The organism is Streptomyces sp. NPDC002324 (assembly GCF_053593335.1).
Map to the genome: position 1 here is coordinate 141,757 of NZ_JBSFCF010000009.1, position 18,820 is coordinate 160,576.

Annotated in this window: 17 protein-coding genes; 11 read left to right on the top strand and 6 right to left on the bottom strand. The window is 72.3% G+C overall.

What is annotated here, in order from left to right; genetic code table 11:
* Nucleotides 1-15 precede the first annotated feature (15 nt).
* The 3 genes from ACWCRJ_RS15135 to ACWCRJ_RS15145 form a co-directional block, all read right to left on the bottom strand.
* Complete coding sequence (locus ACWCRJ_RS15135; RefSeq protein WP_450939700.1) at nucleotides 16-2,214, bottom strand: serine/threonine-protein kinase; 2,199 nt, start codon at nucleotides 2,212-2,214, stop codon at nucleotides 16-18.
* Between the two features lie 116 nt (nucleotides 2,215-2,330).
* A complete protein-coding gene (locus tag ACWCRJ_RS15140) occupies nucleotides 2,331-2,816 on the bottom strand; it encodes a MarR family winged helix-turn-helix transcriptional regulator (protein WP_450939701.1) in 486 nt (161 codons plus the stop codon).
* Nucleotides 2,813-3,418 carry a DJ-1/PfpI family protein gene (locus ACWCRJ_RS15145; protein ID WP_450939702.1) on the bottom strand — a complete coding sequence of 202 codons (606 nt, stop codon included), beginning with the start codon at nucleotides 3,416-3,418 and terminating at the stop codon, nucleotides 2,813-2,815. Before ACWCRJ_RS15145 ends, ACWCRJ_RS15140 begins: the two co-directional genes overlap by 4 nt.
* 256 nt (nucleotides 3,419-3,674) lie before the next feature.
* Between ACWCRJ_RS15145 and ACWCRJ_RS15150 the strand changes: the two genes are divergently transcribed.
* From ACWCRJ_RS15150 to ACWCRJ_RS15165, 4 genes are all read left to right on the top strand, one after another.
* On the top strand, nucleotides 3,675-5,030 hold the full coding sequence (locus tag ACWCRJ_RS15150; RefSeq protein WP_450939703.1) for an aminotransferase class III-fold pyridoxal phosphate-dependent enzyme: 1,356 nt from the start codon (nucleotides 3,675-3,677) through the stop codon (nucleotides 5,028-5,030).
* A gap of 154 nt (nucleotides 5,031-5,184) precedes the next feature.
* Complete coding sequence (locus tag ACWCRJ_RS15155) at nucleotides 5,185-5,889, top strand: GntR family transcriptional regulator (protein WP_450939704.1); 705 nt, start codon at nucleotides 5,185-5,187, stop codon at nucleotides 5,887-5,889.
* A gap of 122 nt (nucleotides 5,890-6,011) precedes the next feature.
* Nucleotides 6,012-8,471, top strand: coding sequence for a dolichyl-phosphate beta-glucosyltransferase (locus tag ACWCRJ_RS15160; protein WP_450939705.1), 2,460 nt, complete (start codon nucleotides 6,012-6,014; stop codon nucleotides 8,469-8,471).
* A gap of 98 nt (nucleotides 8,472-8,569) precedes the next feature.
* A complete protein-coding gene (locus ACWCRJ_RS15165) occupies nucleotides 8,570-9,220 on the top strand; it encodes a hypothetical protein (RefSeq protein ID WP_450939706.1) in 651 nt (216 codons plus the stop codon).
* Between the two features lie 39 nt (nucleotides 9,221-9,259).
* On the opposite strand, the gene ACWCRJ_RS15170 is transcribed toward ACWCRJ_RS15165, so the two are convergent.
* Both ACWCRJ_RS15170 and ACWCRJ_RS15175 read right to left on the bottom strand, forming a co-directional pair.
* The gene (locus tag ACWCRJ_RS15170) at nucleotides 9,260-9,553 is read right to left on the bottom strand and encodes a DUF3303 family protein (RefSeq protein WP_450939707.1); all 294 of its coding nucleotides are present in this window, start codon (nucleotides 9,551-9,553) and stop codon (nucleotides 9,260-9,262) included.
* A gap of 207 nt (nucleotides 9,554-9,760) precedes the next feature.
* Nucleotides 9,761-11,044, bottom strand: a complete 1,284-nt coding sequence (locus ACWCRJ_RS15175) for an adenylosuccinate synthase (protein ID WP_046918153.1) — start codon at nucleotides 11,042-11,044, stop codon at nucleotides 9,761-9,763.
* Between the two features lie 197 nt (nucleotides 11,045-11,241).
* On the opposite strand from ACWCRJ_RS15175, the gene ACWCRJ_RS15180 reads away from it, so the two are divergent.
* From ACWCRJ_RS15180 to ACWCRJ_RS15195, 4 genes are all read left to right on the top strand, one after another.
* Nucleotides 11,242-12,300, top strand: coding sequence for a diacylglycerol kinase (locus tag ACWCRJ_RS15180; protein WP_450939708.1), 1,059 nt, complete (start codon nucleotides 11,242-11,244; stop codon nucleotides 12,298-12,300).
* 584 nt (nucleotides 12,301-12,884) lie between these two features.
* Nucleotides 12,885-13,454, top strand: coding sequence for a hypothetical protein (locus tag ACWCRJ_RS15185; protein WP_450939709.1), 570 nt, complete (start codon nucleotides 12,885-12,887; stop codon nucleotides 13,452-13,454).
* Nucleotides 13,455-13,733: 279 nt separating this feature from the next.
* Nucleotides 13,734-14,303 (top strand): YciI family protein, encoded by a 570-nt coding sequence (locus ACWCRJ_RS15190; RefSeq protein WP_450939787.1) that lies wholly within the window; start codon nucleotides 13,734-13,736, stop codon nucleotides 14,301-14,303.
* A 150-nt stretch (nucleotides 14,304-14,453) separates the two neighbouring features.
* Nucleotides 14,454-14,906 (top strand): DNA-binding protein, encoded by a 453-nt coding sequence (locus tag ACWCRJ_RS15195; protein WP_450939710.1) that lies wholly within the window; start codon nucleotides 14,454-14,456, stop codon nucleotides 14,904-14,906.
* 4 nt (nucleotides 14,907-14,910) lie between these two features.
* On the opposite strand, the gene ACWCRJ_RS15200 is transcribed toward ACWCRJ_RS15195, so the two are convergent.
* A complete protein-coding gene (locus tag ACWCRJ_RS15200) occupies nucleotides 14,911-15,474 on the bottom strand; it encodes a GbsR/MarR family transcriptional regulator (protein ID WP_450939711.1) in 564 nt (187 codons plus the stop codon).
* Nucleotides 15,475-15,605: 131 nt separating this feature from the next.
* Here ACWCRJ_RS15200 and ACWCRJ_RS15205 point away from each other — a divergent pair, with 131 nt between their 5' ends.
* The 3 genes from ACWCRJ_RS15205 (at nucleotide 15,606) to ACWCRJ_RS15215 (ending at nucleotide 18,751) form a co-directional block, all read left to right on the top strand.
* Nucleotides 15,606-16,532: an ABC transporter ATP-binding protein gene (locus ACWCRJ_RS15205; protein ID WP_450939712.1), complete on the top strand. Its 927-nt coding sequence runs from the start codon at nucleotides 15,606-15,608 to the stop codon at nucleotides 16,530-16,532.
* Nucleotides 16,529-18,196, top strand: coding sequence for an ABC transporter permease (locus ACWCRJ_RS15210; protein ID WP_450939713.1), 1,668 nt, complete (start codon nucleotides 16,529-16,531; stop codon nucleotides 18,194-18,196). Before ACWCRJ_RS15205 ends, ACWCRJ_RS15210 begins: the two co-directional genes overlap by 4 nt.
* 291 nt (nucleotides 18,197-18,487) lie before the next feature.
* Nucleotides 18,488-18,751 carry a hypothetical protein gene (locus ACWCRJ_RS15215; RefSeq protein ID WP_450939714.1) on the top strand — a complete coding sequence of 88 codons (264 nt, stop codon included), beginning with the start codon at nucleotides 18,488-18,490 and terminating at the stop codon, nucleotides 18,749-18,751.
* Nucleotides 18,752-18,820: the final 69 nt, after the last annotated feature.

An 18,820-nucleotide genomic window follows, 5' to 3' on the forward strand; every position in this document is an offset into this window, starting at 1 on the left:
TTTCAGCGGGGCCGCTCAGTCCGCCTTCGTGTAGGTGACCGACTTGCCCGCCGTGTCGACGCGGCGCAGCCGGCCGTCGGGCAGCAGGGTGACCGTGGTCGCCGCGCCCGGGGAGCAGGACGTGGCCGGTTCACCGGTGCTGACGGTGGAGGGGCCGATTCGGAGCGGCCCGTCGTCGCCCGGCTCCTCCGTCAGCGCCGCCTCGAACACGCAGTGGTACGTGCCGCCGCCTTCGAGCGGCCCGTCCGCCGTCAGGGTCAGCACCGTGTCGCCGACCTCGCCCTGCTGGATGACGAGTTGGCGGGTGTCGCCCCCGGAACCGCCGATGCTGGCGTTCCAGGTGCCGACGAAGCCCTCCGGGACCGTGCCGGCGTCGGGCGACTCGGTGGTCTCCACCGGGGAGGTCCCCGGATCCGTCGGCTCGGGCGACGACGGCCCCGGCGTCTCGGGCGCGCTCGTCGTCGGCCCGCCCTTCGCGTCGTCCTCCTTGCCCCCGTCGTCGCCCTTCGTCATCAACGCGTACACCGAGCCGCCCGCACCGAGCGCGACGACCAGCGCGACGGCGACGAGGAGCACGGAGGAGCGCCGGCTTCCGCGCTGCGGCTCGGGCTGCCCGGCGGGGGGCGTCCCGGGCCCGGGCCCGTAGACGGGGTTCGGTCCGTACGGCGGGGTCGGGCCGAGCCCCGCCCCCGCTGCCGCACCGGCACCCTGCCCGCCGCCGTACGGCCCCTGCCCGTACGCCCCGTACGGCGCGCTCTGCGGGTAGCCGTACCCGGATGCGGCGGCGGGCTGCTGCCCGTACCCGCCGGCGGGTCGCTGGGTGTACTGCTGCGGGAAGCCGTACCCGGCGGGCGCGGGGCCCGGCGGGGCGCTGGGCGGTGGCGGCTGCGCACCGGCCCCCGTCCCCGCGATCTGCGTCGGCATCCGGTCCAGGGGCGCGGCGCCCGGCGCGCCCGGCGAGGGCGGTCCGGCCGCCTCGGGCGCGGTGGCCGGATGGCCGGGCGGGGTCGCCGCCCCGCCGGCGCCGGGGGACGCGGCGGCGCCGGACCCGCCGTACGGAGCGTCGGGTGCGCCCAGCGGGTACACGGGCGGGGTCGAGGGCGGCAGCGCCGGAGCGGTCGGGGGCGGGGTCGCGGGAGCGGTCAGGGCCGGGGGCGCGGGAGCGGTCGGGGCAGCAGCCCCGGCCGGCTGCCCGGCGGGATCGGGCGCCCCCGGACCGCCACCGTCCGCCGGCCCTCCCGACCCGCCCTCGGTCGCCGCGTCCTGCGACGCCTCCGTCCCGGCCGTCGGCTCCTCCGGGTCCTCGGCGTCCAACAACTGGACCGCGTGGCGCCCCAGTTGGGCCACCAGGGCGCTCGGCAGCCAGGGGTCCCGCGACCGGCCCGCGAAGACCGTGTCCTCGGCGCCGGTGCGCTGCAGGATCTGGGCCAGGGTCGGACGGGCGGCGGGGTCCTTGCGCAGACACTCGCGGACGATGTCGTACAGCCCCTCCGGCAGCCCCTCCAGATCCGGTTCCTCCTCGGCGATGCGGAACATCAGGGCGTGGACACCGGAGTTGGCGGCGCCGAAGGGGAGGTTGCCGGTGGCGGCGTAGGAGAGGACGGAGCCGAGACAGAAGACGTCGCAGGCCGGGGTGATGCGGTCGCCGCGCACCTGTTCGGGCGCCATGAAGCCCGGCGAGCCGACGAGCGCGCCGGTGCGCGTGAGCCCGCCGTCCGTGACGGTCTCCAGCGCCCGCGCGATGCCGAAGTCGATGACGCGCGGCCCGTCGATGGTCACCAGCACGTTGGACGGCTTGAGGTCGCGGTGGATGAGGCCGGCCGCGTGGATGTCCTCCAGCGCGTGCGCGAGGCCCGCCGCGAGGATCCGTACGGACCGCTCGGGGAGCGCCCCGTGATCCCGCCCGACCACGGACTGCAGGGACGGTCCGGCGACGTACCCGGTGGCGACCCACGGGATGCCCGCCTCGGTGTCCGCGTCCAGCACCGGCGCGGTCCAGTACCCGCCCACCTGGCGTGCGGCCTGCACCTCCTGCCGGAACCGGGCCCGGAACTCCTCCTGTTCCGCCAGCTCCTGCCGCACCAGTTTCACGGCGACGGTACGGCCGCGCTCGGACCGGGCCAGGTACACGTTCCCCATGCCGCCCGACCCCAGCCTCGCCAGCAGCCGGTACGCCCCGATACGTTGCGGATCCCCGGGCCCGAGCTTCTCCATGGCCACCGTCCCCCGTCTCCCCCTGCATATGTGTACGCGTACGTACGGGTACGTCGCGTACGTGCGCAACGGACCGATCGTAGTGCGGCGGCGCGGGGAGGCGGATGGAGCGGTGTCTACGGTTCCGTAACAGCGGCCGGAGCCGCGTCGGCCCCCGGTGAGGTCGCGAGCCGGTCCAGCACACCCGACAGCCGTTCGAGCAGCCGTACGGTCTCCGCGAACTCCTCCTCGCCCAGCGCCTCCGCGAGACGGGCGGCCAGCGTCGCGTGGCCGGGTTCGATCCGCTCGATCGCGGCACGGCCGGCCGGGGTGGGGGCGAGGAGTTTGGCGCGGCGGTGGGCCGGGTTCGGGACGTACTCGGCGAGGCCCCGGCCGACGAGGAGGTCGGCGACCCGCTGGACGCTCTGCCGGGTGATGCCCATGGCCCTGGCGACCCCGGCGACCGGCAGCGGCTCGGGCAGCACCGCGCCGAGCACCTGCCACCAGGCGGCCGTCAGCCCGGCCGGGCGTGCCAGCTCCTCGGCCACGGCGAGGAACTGCCCGTTCAGCCGGAAGGTCCCGACGGCCGCACGGCTGAGGAGGTCCTGCTGGTCGCGGCTCATCGTCCCGCCGCCTCCAGGACGGCGTACGCCTCGGCGTCCGAGTCGTGGAAGAGGCGGTACCAGGCGTCGAGGACCTCGCCCTCGTAGACGCCGAGGAGGCGGAAGACCTCGCGGGCGAGGGCGACGGGTTCGGTGGGGCCCGCGGTGACGAGCGGCCCGTCGGTGACGGCGTCCGCCTCCACGTACCGCTCGCCGCCCTTGTAGCCGGTGGCGGCCAGGTAGAAGGGGGCCGCGCCGGTGTGGGCCCGGTCGTCCAGCAGTCCCTCCCTCGCGAGCCCGGCGGTCGCTCCGCAGATCGCCGCGACCGGGACGCCGGCCTCCAGGAACTCCCGCGCCTTCCGGGCGAACGGGGCCAGGTCGTCACCGGTGTCCCACAGATCCGCGCCGGTGAGGATGAGCAGCGAGCTGTCCTCCGGGCGCAGGTCGTCGAGGACGCCGTCCGGTTGGATGCGTACGCCGGCGATCGTCCGCACGGGGTCGGGGGTCGGCCCGACCGTACGGATCTGCCGTCCGGCCCGGGCGAGCCAGGCGGTCGTGTGGCCGGTCTCCCAGTCGGCGTAGGTGTCGTACACGGCGAGATGAACAGCCTTGCGATCGGTCATGGCTCCTCCTGAAGTACCTCGGCCCCTGTTGACAACAGGCTGTCATTTCGACAGCCTCCTGTCAATCACGGCGAGGTCGTATGCCGGCTGCGGCCCGGTGGGGCTTCTCGCGCGGTTCCCCGCGCCCCTGAAGAGGAGCCCCACGCGCCTGCGCGCGAGGGCCGGCGGTGGGGCGACACTGTGTCGTGCGGGGGCAGGCCGGCCCATACACGTCGCCAATACCCCCTCGCCCTCCCCGCCCCCTACCCTCGCCCCCATGACCCCTCAGCCGAACCCCCAGGCCGGCGCCGCGGTGAAGGCCGCGGACCGCGCGCACGTCTTCCACTCCTGGTCCGCGCAGGAACTCATCGACCCGCTCGCCGTCGCCGGCGCGGAGGGCTCGTACTTCTGGGACTACGACGGCAGGCGCTACCTCGACTTCACCAGCGGCCTCGTCTACACGAACATCGGCTACCAGCACCCGAAGGTCGTCGCCGCGATCCAGGAGCAGGCCGCGACGATGACGACCTTCGCCCCGGCGTTCGCCGTCGAGGCCCGCTCGGAGGCGGCCCGGCTGATCGCGGAGCGCACCCCCGGCGACCTGGACAAGATCTTCTTCACCAACGGCGGCGCCGACGCCGTCGAGCACGCCGTCCGCATGGCCCGGCTGCACACCGGCCGCCCGAAGGTGCTGGCCGCCTACCGCTCGTACCACGGAGGCACCCAGCAGGCCGTGAACCTCACGGGCGACCCGCGCCGCTGGGCCTCCGACACCGGCACGGCAGGGGTCGTGCACTTCTGGGCGCCGTTCCTCTACCGCACCCGTTTCCACGCGGAGACGCAGGAGCAGGAGTGCGCCCGCGCGCTGGAGCACCTGGAGACGACGATCACCTTCGAGGGGCCGTCGACCATCGCCGCGATCATCCTGGAGACGATCCCGGGCACGGCCGGGATCATGGTCCCGCCGCCGGGCTATCTGGCCGGGGTCCGCGAGCTGTGCGACAAGTACGGGATCGTGTTCGTCCTGGACGAGGTCATGGCGGGCTTCGGGCGCACGGGCACCTGGTTCGCCGCCGACCTCTTCGACGTCGTACCCGACCTGATGACCTTCGCCAAGGGCGTGAACTCCGGTTACGTCCCCCTCGGCGGCGTCGCCATCTCCCCCGCGATCGCCGAGACGTTCGCCCGGCGCCCCTACCCCGGCGGTCTCACATACTCGGGGCACCCGCTGGCCTGCGCCGCCGCCGTCGCGACGATCAACGTCATGGAGGAGGAGGGCGTCGTCACCAACGCGGCCACCGTCGGCGGCTCGGTCGTCGAGCCCGCCCTGCGCGAACTCGCCGAGCGCCACCCCTGCGTCGGCGAGGTGCGCGGCACGGGCATGTTCTGGGCGCTGGAGCTGGTGAAGAGCAAGGAGACCCGCGAACCCCTCGTCCCCTACAACGCGACCGGTGAGGCAGGCGCCCCCATGCTCGCCTTCGGTGCCGCCGCCAAGGCGAACGGTCTGTGGCCCTTCATCAACATGAACCGCACCCACGTCGTCCCCCCGTGCAACATCACGGAGACCGAGGTCAAGGAGGGGATCGCCGCCCTCGACGCGGCCCTGTCCGTGGCGGACGAGCACACGGTCTGAGGCCGTCGTCGTCCCCGGTGCCGAGCGGAGTGTGAGCCAGAAGGGCGAAAACTCCTCCCCGTAACCCGAACGCGTAAGGTGACGTGCTCGTAAGAGAACTCGGAGAGCACGCACAGAATGCGTACGCGTACGCGGATGGGGGATCCAGACCACGATGCCCGGCACCGGCACCGGCGGCGGCAATGGCGCCGTGACCCGTAGCACCCTGCGGCAACAGCTCGCGGACGCGCTCCGTGACGAGGTGCTGGCCGGACGGCTGAAGCCGGGGCAGGAGTTCACGGTCAAGGAGATCGCCGAGCAGTACGGCGTCTCGGCGACGCCCGTGCGCGAGGCGCTGGTGGACCTGTCCGCGCAGGGCCTGCTGGACGCCGTGCAGCACCGCGGCTTCGAGGTCCACGCGTACTCCCTGGCCGACTACCGGAACATGGTCGAGGCCCGCATCCTGGTCACCGACGGCATGTTCCGGCGGCTCGGCGACCGCAAGGTCGATCCCCGTACGGCCGCCGCCCTCGCCGGGGTCCGGCGACGCGGCGAGGAGGCGCGGCGGGCCGCGACCGCCGGGGACCTGGACATCCTGATCGGCTACGACCTGCGGTTCTGGCGCGAACTGAGCGCCCTGTTCGGCAATCCGTACCTCACCGACTTCCTGCACCGGCTGCGCGTCCAGTCCTGGGTGGGCGCGGTCCAGCACCTGCGGCAGGGAAGCGACTGGACGGACGACCTCAAGGGGCGGCTGTGGGCCGACCACACCGACCTCGTCGACGCCCTCACCCGCCGGGACGCGCAGACCGCGCAGGAGATCATCGCCGGTTACGACGAGCGGTCCCTGACGCTGGTGGAACGCCTGGCGGACGGATGAGCACGGTCCCCGAGGCGGGCGGCGAACGAATGACCACGGCCCCGCAGGCACGCGGCGGACAGACGCGCACGGCCCCGAAGACACCCGGCGGACAGACGCGCACGGTCCCGCGGGCACGCGGCTTGACGACGAGCACGACCCCGAAGACGGGCGGCGGGCAGCTGAGCGTCGACCTCTCCGTCGTCGTCCCCGCGTACAACGAGGAGGCCCGGCTCGCCCCCACCCTCGACGCGATCATCGCCCACCTCGCGGACACCGAGGCCGCGGCCCGCTGGGAGGTCATCGTCGTCGACGACGGGTCGACGGACGGCACGGCCGAGGTCGTGGCCGCCGTCACCGCCCGCGACGCCCGGGTCCAGCTCGTCTCCGGCGGGCCCCGCAACCGGGGCAAGGGCCACGCCCTGCGGCTCGGTGTCCTCGCCTCGCACGGCCGCCGGGTCCTGCTCACCGACGCCGATCTCGCCGCGCCCATCGAGGAGTTGGAGCGGCTCGACAAGGCGCTCTCCGACGGGTACACGGCCGCGATCGGCTCGCGCGAGGCGCCCGGCGCGACCATCGACCGCCACCAGCACCGGCTGCGCGAGGCGCTCGGGCGGGCCGGGAACCTGCTCATACGCGGGGTCGCGGTGCCCGGTATCCGCGACACCCAGTGCGGCTTCAAGCTGTTCGACGGCGACCGCGCCCGGGAGGCGTTCGCCGCCTCCCGGCTCGACGGGTTCGGCATCGACGTGGAGATCCTGCGGTACTTCCGCCGCAGCGGCTGGCCCGTCGTCGAGGTCCCCGTCCGCTGGTCCCACCAACCGGGCTCGAAGATCCGGCCGGGCGACTACGCCCGTGTCCTCGGTGAACTCGCCCTCCTGCGGGCCCGTTCGGTCCGCCGGGCCGACGTCCTCGCCGTCGCCCTCTTCCTGGTGATGGCGGTGGCCCTGCACATCGGCCGCTGGCGCGACCCGAACGGCCGTTATCTGCCCGACTCCCTCCAGGACCAGAACCAGTGGGAGTGGTTCTTCGCGGTCACGGCCGACAACCTCGTCCATCTCCGCAACCCCCTCTTCACCACCTTCCAGGGCTTCCCCGACGGCGTGAACCTGATGGCCAACACGGTCATGCTGGGCCTGTCGATCCCCCTCGCCCCCGTCACCCTCGCCCTGGGACCGGCGGTCACCCTGGCCCTGGTGATGACCCTCGGCCTGGCCGCCACCGCCGGCGCCTGGTACTGGCTGATCGTCCGACGGGTCGAACGGCACCGGGGCGCGGCCTTCGCCGGAGCGGCCCTCGCCGCCTTCGCGCCGCCGATGGTCAGCCACGCCAACGCGCACCCGAACTTCGTCGTCCTGTTCATGATCCCGCTGATCATTGACCGGGCACTGCGCCTGTGCACGGGCGCCCGGACCCAGCGGGACGGGGTCGTCCTCGGCCTGATGGCGGCCTACCAGATCTTCCTCGGCGAGGAGGCCCTTCTCCTCGCCGCGATGGGCATGCTGCTGTTCGCCGTCACGTACGGGCTCCTGCGGCGGGACGTGGCCCGGGACGCCTGGCGCCCGCTGCTCAAGGGCCTCGGCATCGCGGTCCTCGTCGTGCTCCCCCTCGTCGCCCTCCCGCTCAGCTGGCAGTTCCTCGGCCCGCAGAGCTACGGCAACATCGCGCACGGAAGCAACTCGGGCAACAGCCCGCTCGCGCTCCTCTCCTTCGCCGAACGCTCCCTCGCGGGCGACAAGGAACGGGCGGAGGCCCTCTCCCTCAACCCCACCGAACAGAACGCCTTCTACGGCTGGCCGCTGGCCCTCCTGGCGCTCGGCATCGTCGTACGTATGTGGGACCGCGCCCTGGTGAAGGCGCTGGCCTGCACGGCGGTCGCCGCCGCCGTACTCTCCCTCGGCCCCGAGATCCGCCTCCCGCGGACGGACCTCGTGCTGCCCGGCCCCTGGGCGCTGCTCGCCGAGAAGCCGCTGCTGGAGTCGGTCATCGAGGGCCGGGTGGCGATGATCTGCGCCCCGGTCCTCGGCATGCTGCTGGCGCTCGCCTGCGCGAGGCTCGCCGCCGTGCCGAGCCTCGGCACCCGGTACGTGGGCTTCATGGCGGTCACCCTGGCCCTGCTGCCGATCGTCCCGGCCCCGCTGAGGTCCGTCGAGCGCGCCGAGGTGCCGGCGTTCATCGCGGACGGCACCTGGACGTCGTACGTCGACACCGAGGCCGGGGAGACCCTGGTGCCCGTGCCGCTGCCGGACCCGGGCAACGCGGAGGCCCTGCGCTGGCAGAGCACGGCCCGGTTCGGCTTCCGGATGCCCGGCGGCTACTTCAACGGCCCCTTCGGCGAGGACCGCGTCGGCATCTACGGCGCGGTCCCCCGCCACACCTCCAACCTGCTGCGTGACGTCCGCTACACCGGCAAGGTCCCGGCGATCGGGGAGAACTGGCGGGCGCAGGCCCGCAAGGACTTCGCGTACTGGCACGCGGGCGCCCTGGTGCTGCGTCCGCAGCCGTACGACGAGCGGTTGCGCGAGGCCGTGGACAAGCTGGTCGGGCGACCGGGTAAGTGGGTGGGCGGAGTGTGGGTATGGGACCTGCACGCAGGGGACTGAAGACGCGTCCAGCGACTACGCTTCCCTGACCACTGTGCGCCGTGCGCGAACGCGTCCCTACCGTCCGTGTGCGTGCCGGATGACCGAGGAGCTCTCTTTTGGCCTGTGACCTCTGGTTGGTCCCGCTCGTCGACGTGCTGTGCCACACGCCCGACAACCCCTTCGCCGAGGAACTCGCGCTCTACAACAAGCTGCTGGGTGAGGCCGGGCTGCCACCGGTCCCCGTGTACCAGTACATGCCGGGACTGACCGGCGAGGTCGCCCCGGTCGCCGGCTTCGACTACGACGCGCTGCACTTCCTGCGCCGCGCGTATCTGCTCCAGGTGTGCGGCCTGGAGGTGACCCCGGTGGACGCGCTGGGCGGCGACTACGAGCAGTTGCTGGAGATGTTCGAGACCACGGCCCAGCAGTCCCACCTGGTCTGGCACTACGACCACGCCGGCGCCTACGTACCGGTCGACTTCCCGCAGCCCCTGTCCAGCGACGAACTCCTCGCCGGAGGCGGCCCCCTGGGTTCGTCCCAGGGACTGCTGCGGGAACTGGAGTTCGTGGCAGCGGCCATCGGCATCGACCCGGCGAACCCGCCGGCCCGCCCCGAGGCACCGCTCGCGCCCACGGAGTTGGAGGAGCCGGCCGTTCCGGCGCCCTACGACCCCAGCCCGTTCGCCCGCGAACGGCACGTCTGGCTGGGCCTGCACGCGGCGGCGACCCGGAGTCTGGCGCAGGGGTCGATGATCGTGTTCAGCTGAGGTCCGCCGACGGACGACCCACGACCGCCGACCGACGGCTCAGCGTCCCAGTGCCGCGAGGCCCTTCTGCAGGTCCTCGGGGTTCATGACCGGGGTGTACGTGACCTCGGCGCCCATGTCGAGGAAGAACGGCTCGGCGATCGCCGGCATCGCGGAGCTGTCCTGCATGTCGAAGACCATGTAGCAGGTACGCCGCCCGTTGTCGGTGGTGAAGTAGGCCGCCTCCGGCTTGACCTGCTCCATGGCGGCCTGCATCAGCTTCCCGAGAGTGCCGTTGCGGATGGCCTCGTTCGACTTCTCGGTGTCGAAGCGTGCTTTGAACAGAACGCGCATCGCACTCACCTTCCCTCCGGCCGTGTGACGTGCGCGGATAGCGCGCCATTTCAGGATATGCCCGGTACGTGCGCGTGGCCCGGCCAGACCGGCCCGCCGAATCAGCCGCATCGGCTGCGGCTGCGGCTGCGGCTGCGGCTCAGCCGGAACACAGCGGGCCGGGCACGCGTGTGCGCGCCCGGCCCGAGGTGTGTCACCCGTGAACCGTCAGATGAACGAGTTGATCTCGATCGTCTCGTCGCGGCCCGGACCGACGCCGATCGCGGAGATGGGCGCGCCGGACATCTCCTCCAGTGCCTTCACGTACGCCTGCGCGTTCTTCGGCAGGTCGGAGAAGGACTTCGCCGACGTGATGTCCTCGGACCAGCCGGGCAGGTTCTCGTAGATCGGCTTCGCGTGGTGGAAGTCGGACTGCGAGTACGGCAGTTCCTCGACGCGCTTGCCGTCGATCTCGTACGCGACGCAGACCGGGATCTGCTCCCAGCCGGTGAGGACGTCGAGCTTGGTGAGGAAGAAGTCCGTCAGGCCGTTCACGCGGGTCGCGTAACGGGCGATGACCGCGTCGAACCAGCCGCAGCGACGGTCACGGCCGGTGGTGACGCCCCGCTCGTGACCGATGCGGCGCAGCGCCTCGCCGTCCTCGTCGAACAGCTCGGTCGGGAACGGGCCCGCGCCGACCCGGGTCGTGTACGCCTTGAGGATGCCGATGACCCGGCTGATCTTCGTCGGACCGACACCCGCGCCCGTGCAGGCGCCGCCCGCGGTGGGGTTGGACGACGTCACGAAGGGATACGTCCCGTGGTCGATGTCCAGGAGCGTGCCCTGACCGCCCTCGAAGAGGACGACCTTGTCGTCCTCCAGGGCCTGGTTGAGGACCAGGACCGTGTCGGTGACGTAGGGGGCGAGCTTGTCCGCGTAGACGAGCAGTTCCTCGACGACCTGGTCGGTGGAGATGGCCCGGCGGTTGAAGAGCTTGGTGAGGACCTGGTTCTTGACGTCGAGGGCCGCCTCGACCTTCTGCGTCAGGATCGACTCGTCGTAGAGGTCCTGGACCCGGATACCGACGCGGTTGATCTTGTCCGCGTAGGTCGGGCCGATGCCCCGCCCCGTCGTGCCGATCTTGCGCTTGCCGAGGAAGCGCTCGGTGACCTTGTCGAGGGTCACGTTGTACGGCGTGATGATGTGGGCGTTGCCGCTGAGCAGGAGCTTGGACGTGTCGACGCCGCGCTCGTTCAGACCGCTCAGCTCGGAGAGCAGGACCGACGGGTCGACGACGACACCGTTTCCGATGACCGGAGTGCACTCCGGAGTGAGGATCCCGGAAGGGAGAAGGTGGAGGGCGTACTTCTGGTCGCCCACGACTACCGTGTGGCCGGCGTTGTTGCCGCCCTGGTAGCGCACCACATAGTCGACAGACCCACCTAGCAGGTCCGTCGCCTTTCCCTTACCTTCGTCACCCCACTGAGCACCGAGCAGCACAAGTGCGGGCACGCGCGTACACCCCTTCCGGGCGGGGCATGTCCAAGGTCGGGGGCGTACGCGGTGGCTCATTACCGCCGCGTGCACCGCGACCGCCGTTGGTCGCACCTGTCGGACCCGGATGCCCCGGAATAGACCAAGCCCCTGGCGCAATAGCGCAAGGGGCTCTTGCACAAAGATGCTACCCGAGGAAGCGAGGCAGGACCGAGGTGGTGACTCCCGACCAGCTCCTCGTGGTCATCGACCCCCTCGCCCGTCGCACGGACGGCGAGGCCGTACGGATCGCGAAAGACGTGCTCAGCGCGGGTGCGGCGAGTACGAAAGTGTGTCTTCCGGAGGGGCCCGAGGAATTCGCGCGGGCGCTCGCACGACGTGGTTCACGGCGGCCGGTGGTGGTCGGCGACGACCGCGCGCTGCTGCGGGCGGTGGCTCTGCTCCACCGCCGGCGGGAGCTGGGGGCGTGCGCCCTCTCCCTGGTCCCCGTGGGCTCCGCCCTGGGCCTGGCCCACTCCCTCGGCGTGCCCACCGGCGCGGTCGCGGCGGCCCGCGCCGCCCTCGACGGCGTCGAGCGACGGCTGGATCTGCTCGTCGACGACAGCGACGGGGTGGTGCTGGGCACCCTGCGCATACCGGTCTTGCCGGGCGCGTGCCCTCCGGAGCGGACGAAGAGGGCTGAGGGGGCGGACGGGGCGAAGGGAGCGGCGGCCGGCGCAGGCCCGGGTGCGGGCTCGGGAATGGGTCCGGGGCCGCGTCCTGGCGCAGGTGCCGGGCCGAAGACCGGTGCGGGCGCGGGAACGGACCGGGTGTCGGAGGCGGAGGGCGGGTCCGCGGACGACGACGGCTCCTCGCCCGGCCCCAGCCACTGGCTGCGCGCCTGGCCGCAGTCCCTCGCCCGTACGTTGTCGACGCGGCCGGCGCGGCCCGCCCGGCTGTCCCGTCCGCTGCGACCGGCCCGCATACGGGTCGCCGCGGGGGGCGGTGCCGGGCCCTCGCGGCTACGGGTGGAGGTGGACGGCGTGCTGCTCGTCGACCTCGACCAGCCCGTGGAGGCGGTGTCGATCACGCCGGGCATGGACGGCGGCGCCGACATCGAGATCCGGCCGGTGTCGGTGGGCGCCGAGGCCGCCCCGCTGCACGCGGTCGGCCAGCGGGTGACAGTGTCCGGCGCGGACTTCCGCTACCGGGCGGATTCCCTGGTGGCGGGGCCGGTGCGGACGCGGACGTGGACGGTGCGGGAGGGGGCGTGGGGGCTGACGCTGCCGGGGTGATGCGGGGCGAGTGCCGGGGCGGTGCGCGCGCTCAGGCGAGTGCCGGGGCGGTGCGCGCCGCTCAGGTCGCGGCGCACGACCGATACACGCGGATGCAGGCGGATGCACGCGGATGCACGCCCCGTGCACGCCGAAGGGCCGATCACGATAGTGCAGGCGAATCCCTTGAAAGCGTGCGACACGCCGTTGCCGATCACTTTCCGGCCGGAATTCACGCGACGGGGCGCACGGCCCATTCGCCGCGCCCCGAAGGTTGTTGAGTGACCGTCAGCTGTGCGGGCGGTGGCGCGACCTGACGACTGATCAGGGTGCGGTCCGCCCTCGGCACCTCCAAGAGGGTGACGACGCGTCACCGCTTTTCGAACAACGACCCCCCTCGCTTCAAAGTACCAGCTCATTGCCATATTTTGATGGGTCGTCAGGCGCGCCGATCGTCACTCTCCGGGGTGACAATTCATGCGGCCGTTCAGTCCAATATTCGCCTCCGCCCCCGACCCTCTCGAAATGACAGCCGAAATGGCCGTCATTACGTTCGTACTCGTCGGCAGGTCCTGTCGACGAGAACGAAGAGAAGGGGAAGTGCATTGCGCACTCGTAAAGTCACGGTGATCGCCGCCTCCGTCGGCGTGGCAGTCGCGGCCGCCACAGGTGTCACGTACGCCAGCTCCGCTCTGGAGTCCGCCCCGAAGTCCACCTCGCTCGTCCAGGACGCGGCCCCCGTCGCCCCCCGCGGCGGCAACGGCACCGGTACCGAGGCCGGCTCGAACGCCTCCTCCGACCCCGGGGGCAAGGAGAACTGGGGCGGCAAGAGGGGCGAGGGCCGGGGTGAGAGCCGCGGTGACAACCGGGGTGACCACCGGGAAGAGGGACGGATCTACATCAACGAGCGGTCCTACTCCGCCGACCCGGGTTCCTGCATCGCCGTGGTCAATGTGAACAGCCTGATCATCCCGCCGCTCAACAGCACCAGCTTCAACATCCGGAACGAAAGCGACCGGACCGTCGAGTTCTACAACGGGGTCACCTGCGACAACGGCGCTCCCGTCGCCACGGTCGGCCCGCGCAGCTCCAGCCACTCGGTGGCCGGACAGCAGCAGCTGCGGAATCTGGCGATCGTAGGCAGCTTCCGTGTGATCAACAACGGACACCACTGAATCCGGAAACGGAGGCCTGAAGGCCTCGTCGCACCAGCGGAAACCCCGGCTCGCCGTAATCGAGCCGGGGTTCCGGCACGTGGCATCCCGCTGGGAGATGACCTCCCCACATTAATCCGCATTCATCCGCGCGGACCATTCGCAGTTCCTGTTGTTACTCCTGCCGGGTTGTCGCCGGGTGTCTCCAGGTTGTCGCCGGGTTGTATTCCCCCTCGCCCACGGCGAGGGGAGACCCGAAATCCTGTTGAGGTGGCGTCGGCGGGAGACGAGGCTTCGGCCATGGAGTTCTTCTGCTATCACCGCGACCGCCCCGGTTCCCTCGATCTGCGCGAGGGGTTGGTCCAGGCGCACTGGTCCTACATGGACGGGTACGCGAAGGAGCTGATCGCCCGGGGCCCGACCTTCACGGAGGACGGAGAGACACCATCCGGGAGTGTGCACATCGTCGACCTGCCGGATTCCCCCGCTGCGCGGGCGTTCGCGTTCGACGAGCCCAACCAGCAGGCCGGTGTGTTCCGGGACGTGCTGCTGCGGCGGTGGCGGAATCTGCTGGGCCGCACGATGTGGGAGTTCCCGGGCGGTCGGAGCGGGGGGAACCGGTATCTGGTGCTCGGCCTCGGTCCCGGCACCGGCCCCGGTTCGGCAGGCGCGGCGGATCTCGTCGTACCGGCAGCGTGGCGGGACGAGCTGATCGCGTACGGGCCGCTGCTGTCCGACGACGGCACGGCCTGGCTGGGTACCGCCGCGCTGGTCCGGGCCCCGGACGCGGACGCGGCGCGCGCCGTACTGGCCGGGGAGCGGTACGCGGACATCGAGGTGCATCTGTGGGAGTTCGGCGGGCGGCGCTGACGCGGGCGCGGCGGAGGAAGGGGGAAGGGAGAGGGGGGCAGGGGGCAGGCAGGCAGGCAGGCAGGCAGGAGAAGGGTGAGACGGGCGCCGCCGCACCGCGCCGGACAATGATTCGTTGACAACAAGTTGTTTGCATTGCAGGCTGTTCGCATGCCGCCAACACCTCCGCAGCCCCACGACCCCTTCTCACCCCCGAGCGCGGACGAGGCCCGGGCCCAACGCGTCTATGCCTCCCTGTTCCGCATCGCCGAGCGGCACGCGGTCACGGACGAGCAGCGCCGGCGCCAGGTCCACCCGCACGTCCTCCATCCGCAGGAGGCGATCAGGCTGGTCTCGTTCCTGCTCAGCGGTGCCGCCCTGCTCGACGACGGCGAAGCCGAGGTCGACCGGGCCGACATCACCGCCGCGCTGACCCTCATCCCCCTGGCCCGTGGCGAGATGGACGAGCTGGAGGTCGGCCTTCTCGACATGGCCCGGGGGCGCGGCATGACCTGGCCGGAGATCGCCTTCGGCCTCGGACTCCAGACCCCCCAGGCGGCGAGGCAGCGCTACGAGCGTCTGGCGAGCCGTACGGAGGCGGGCCCGGAGAAGACGGCCGGGTAGCCGGTCAGCCTCGGGGGAACAGCTCGTCGCGGCGGGCGCGCCAGCGCCGCATCATGGCCTCGACCTCGATCTCGACGAACTCGAAGAAGGCGAGGGTCTCGGCGAGCCGGCGCCCCGCCGGGGTGTCGGCGCCCAGGCTGGCCACGCCCTCGCGCAACGACTCCTCCCAGCGCTTGATGATGGCCTCGCGGTTGGTGAGAGCCTCGTACCACTGGTCGCTGTGGACGCGGTAGCGCTCGCGGCGCGAACCGGGCTCGCGCTCACGGGACACCAGGTGCACCTGGGCGAGGTAGCGGACGGCTCCGGACACGGCCGCCGGACTGATCCGCAGCTGTTCGCCCAGCTCGACCGAGGTCAGCGCGCCGGTGTCGGAGGCGAGGAGCGCGGCGAAGACCCGGGCCGGCATGCGCGGAACCCCGGCCTCGACGAGCTGCGCCGCGAAGTTCTCGACGAAACGAGAGACCGACTCGACGTCACGCCCCAGCCCCAAGCCCTCCGACCCGGCCCCCACAGCGGCTTCCGCCCCGGTCTGCGCTCCGCTCTCCGCTCCGGCCTGCGGGTCCGTCATCCCTGATCACTCCCTCGCCGGTCGTCCTCTTGGTATCTGATCTCCCCTGGTCAGACAGCACGGCCAGCCTACCGGCCATTCACGCCCTTCCTTAACTTCACAAATTTCTGAAGTAAGCGTACGTTCTGAACATGACGAAGGCCCCTCCCACTCTTGAGGTATCCGGACTCCACAAGTCCTTCGGACGGACCCACGCGCTGGACGGCCTCGACCTGACCGTCGAGACCGGCGAGGTCCACGGCTTCCTCGGCCCCAACGGCGCCGGGAAGTCCACCACCATCCGCGTCCTGCTCGGCCTGCTCCGCGCCGACTCCGGCGCAGTACGGGTCCTGGGCCGCGACCCGTGGGCGGACGCCGTCGAGGTGCACCGCCGCATCGCGTACGTCCCCGGCGACGTGACCCTGTGGCGGAACCTGTCCGGCGGCGAGGTCATCGACCTCTACGGGCGGCTGCGGGGCGGGCTGGACGCGGGGCGCCGGGCGGAGCTGGTCGAGCGGTTCGAGCTGGACCCGACCAAGAAGGGTCGCACCTACTCCAAGGGCAACCGCCAGAAGGTCGCCCTCGTCGCCGCCTTCGCCTCCGACGTGGACCTCCTCATCCTGGACGAGCCGACCTCGGGCCTGGACCCGCTGATGGAGGAGGTCTTCCAGCGGTGCGTGCGGGAGGAGCGCGACCGGGGCCGTACGGTCCTGCTGTCGTCCCACATCCTCAGCGAGGTCGAGGAGTTGTGCGACCGGGTGAGCATCATCCGCAAGGGCGTCACCGTCGAGAGCGGCTCCCTCGCCGAACTGCGCCACCTCACCCGCACCACCGTCACCGCCGAACTCGCCGGTCCACCGAGCGGCCTGGACGGCCTCCCCGGCGTCCACGATCTCGACGTGCGGGGCCATCGCGTCCACCTCCAGGTCGACACCGACAAGCTCGACGCCGTACTCCGCTCCCTGACCGACTCCGGCGTACGCTCCCTGACCTCCACTCCCCCGACTCTGGAGGAACTGTTCCTGCGGCACTACCAGGACGACACGCAGGGCACCCGGGAGGAGGCGGTCAAGCGATGACCGCCGTCACCACCGAACCGGCCGACCCCGCTGGACCAGGCAGGCGCGGCGAACCATCCGCATCCACCGCCCCGTTCGCCGTCCGGTCCGGCGGGGCCCGGCCACTGGCCGGCACAGGAACCCTGGTGCGGTTCGCCCTGCGGCGCGACCGTGTGATGGTCCCGGTCTGGGTCGCGGTGACCGGGCTGATGGTCCTGTCCATGCCGAACAGCCTGCGCAGCCTGTACGGCACCGCCGCCGAACGCGCCGACCTCATGCGCCAGATGACCACGAACCCGTCGCTGCGCGCCCTGGTCGGCCCCGTCTTCGACGACTCCCTCGGCGCCCTGACCGCCTGGCGCGTCGGCGTCTACGCCGGTCTCCTCGCCGCCGTCATGAGCCTCCTCGTCGTCATCCGCCACACCCGCGACGAGGAGGAGAGCGGTCGGCAGGAACTGATCGCGTCGGGCACGGTCGGCCGCCGGGCGCCGCTGACGGCCGCCCTGCTCACGTCGGCCGTCGCGAACGGCGGCCTGGCAGCGCTCGTCACGCTCGGCCTGGCCGGACAGGGGGCGGTGGGTGCGGCCGCCTTCGGGCTGGGGATCGCGGGCGTCGGGATGGTCTTCGCGACGATGGCGGCGGTCGTCGCGCAACTGACGGAGAGCGCCCGACTGGCGCGGGGGCTGACGGCGGGGGTGCTGGGCGGGGCGTTCGTGCTGCGGGCGGCCGGTGATGCTTCCGCGAACGAAGGTTCGTCTTTCTTGACGTGGGTGTCACCGCTGGGGTGGCTGGAGAACGAGCGTTCGTTCGCGGACGAGCGATGGTGGGTGCTGCTGCTGTTCGTGGCGGCGACCGCGCTCCAGGGCGCGGTGGCGTACGAACTCGCCGGGCGCCGCGACGTCGGCATGAGCTTCCTGCCGACCCGTCCGGGACCCGCGGCCGGCCGACTGGGCACGGCCGGCGCGCTGGCCTGGCGGCTGCAACGCGGCAGCGTCCTCGGCTGGAGCGTCGGCTTCTTCCTCGCCGGGCTCGTCTACGGCGGGCTGGCCGAGGGCGCGGCCGACTTCGTCGGTGACAACCGAGGCGCCCGCGAGATCTTCGAGCGCATGGGCGGCCGGTCCGGTCTGACCGACGCGTTCCTCGCCTCGATGATCAGCATGCTCGGGCTGATCGCCGCGCTGTACATCGTCGCCACCGTGCTGCGCCTGCACGGCGAGGAGACCTCCGGCCGCGCCGAACCGCTGCTGGCCAACGCCGTGGGCCGGGTCCGCTGGGCCGCCGGGCATCTGGCCGTCGCCTTCGGCGGAACCGTCTGGATCATGCTTCTCGCCGGTCTCGGCTTCGCCCTCGGCCACGGCAAGGGGGCCGGCCCGATCCTGGGCGGCTGCCTCGTCCAGGTCGCCGGGGTGTGGGTCATCGGCGGCGCCGCCGTACTGCTCTACGGGCTCACACCCCGAGCGGCACCGGCCGCGTGGGGCCTCGCCGGAGCCGTCCTCCTCATCGGCTGGATCGGCCCCGCGCTCGACGCCCCCCGCGCCGTCCTCGACCTCTCCCCCTTCGGTCACCTCCCGAAGCTGCCGGGCGGGGAGATGGAGTGGACGCCGGTGCTGGTCCTGACCGGGATCGCGGTGCTGCTGGTCGCCGGAGGTCTGGCCGGACTACGGCGACGGGATCTCAGCAGCTGAGGGTGTGTCGGAGGCAGTGGGGCGGCGGGGGGGCAGGGCGGTGGGACGGTGGGGCGGCGGCATCGGGCCGGGGGTCGCTCGTACGGCTTCGGGGCGGGTGGAGACGTGTGCCGCGCGGTGCCGGGAGCGCGTGCCTCCGGCCGGGAGAACCAGGGCGGGAGAAGACGCGTCCCTTCGGTCATGGACCGGCCGGGGCAACCCGGAGCAGCGGGTGGGCGGGGCGAGGGGAACGAGTTGGATCGGGAGAGCGTCGCGGGGTGTGGCGGGTGCGCGCTGTCGGCAGTGGGCGCGGTGGCCGCGACGCTCGCCTGGAGCACCTCCGACCGCACGCGACGCCACCTCGGGGGCGGCTTCGAGGGCGAGGGCACGGACTACACCGTCCTCGCCACCGAACTCCCCTTCGTCGCCCTGGCCGGAGCCGCCCTCCCGGCCGCCGTCTGCCTGGCGATCGCGTGGCTGTGGGCTCGGCGACGGCGGTCGGGAGCCGGATCGGAGTCTCGGTCGGGTCCGGATCAGGGTCCGGGTCCGGGTCCGGATCAGGGTCCGGGAGCGTGACCTGGTCCGGATCCGGAGCTGGCGCCGAGGTCGGGGGCGGGGGTCGGGGTCAGGGTCGGGACCGGAGCG

Excerpts from the sequence above, each read along its gene's own strand:
- ACWCRJ_RS15195 (WP_450939710.1), top strand. The coding sequence starts at position 14,454 with ATGCCGCCAACACCTCCGCAGCCCCACGACCCCTTCTCACCCCCGAGC.
- ACWCRJ_RS15135 (WP_450939700.1), bottom strand. The coding sequence starts at position 2,214 with ATGGAGAAGCTCGGGCCCGGGGATCCGCAACGTATCGGGGCGTACCGG.
- ACWCRJ_RS15205 (WP_450939712.1), top strand. The coding sequence starts at position 15,606 with ATGACGAAGGCCCCTCCCACTCTTGAGGTATCCGGACTCCACAAGTCC.
- ACWCRJ_RS15150 (WP_450939703.1), top strand. The coding sequence starts at position 3,675 with ATGACCCCTCAGCCGAACCCCCAGGCCGGCGCCGCGGTGAAGGCCGCG.
- ACWCRJ_RS15190 (WP_450939787.1), top strand. The coding sequence starts at position 13,734 with ATGGAGTTCTTCTGCTATCACCGCGACCGCCCCGGTTCCCTCGATCTG.
- ACWCRJ_RS15145 (WP_450939702.1), bottom strand. The coding sequence starts at position 3,418 with ATGACCGATCGCAAGGCTGTTCATCTCGCCGTGTACGACACCTACGCC.
- ACWCRJ_RS15140 (WP_450939701.1), bottom strand. The coding sequence starts at position 2,816 with ATGAGCCGCGACCAGCAGGACCTCCTCAGCCGTGCGGCCGTCGGGACC.
- ACWCRJ_RS15210 (WP_450939713.1), top strand. The coding sequence starts at position 16,529 with ATGACCGCCGTCACCACCGAACCGGCCGACCCCGCTGGACCAGGCAGG.
- ACWCRJ_RS15155 (WP_450939704.1), top strand. The coding sequence starts at position 5,185 with ATGCCCGGCACCGGCACCGGCGGCGGCAATGGCGCCGTGACCCGTAGC.
- ACWCRJ_RS15170 (WP_450939707.1), bottom strand. The coding sequence starts at position 9,553 with ATGCGCGTTCTGTTCAAAGCACGCTTCGACACCGAGAAGTCGAACGAG.
- ACWCRJ_RS15200 (WP_450939711.1), bottom strand. The coding sequence starts at position 15,474 with ATGACGGACCCGCAGGCCGGAGCGGAGAGCGGAGCGCAGACCGGGGCG.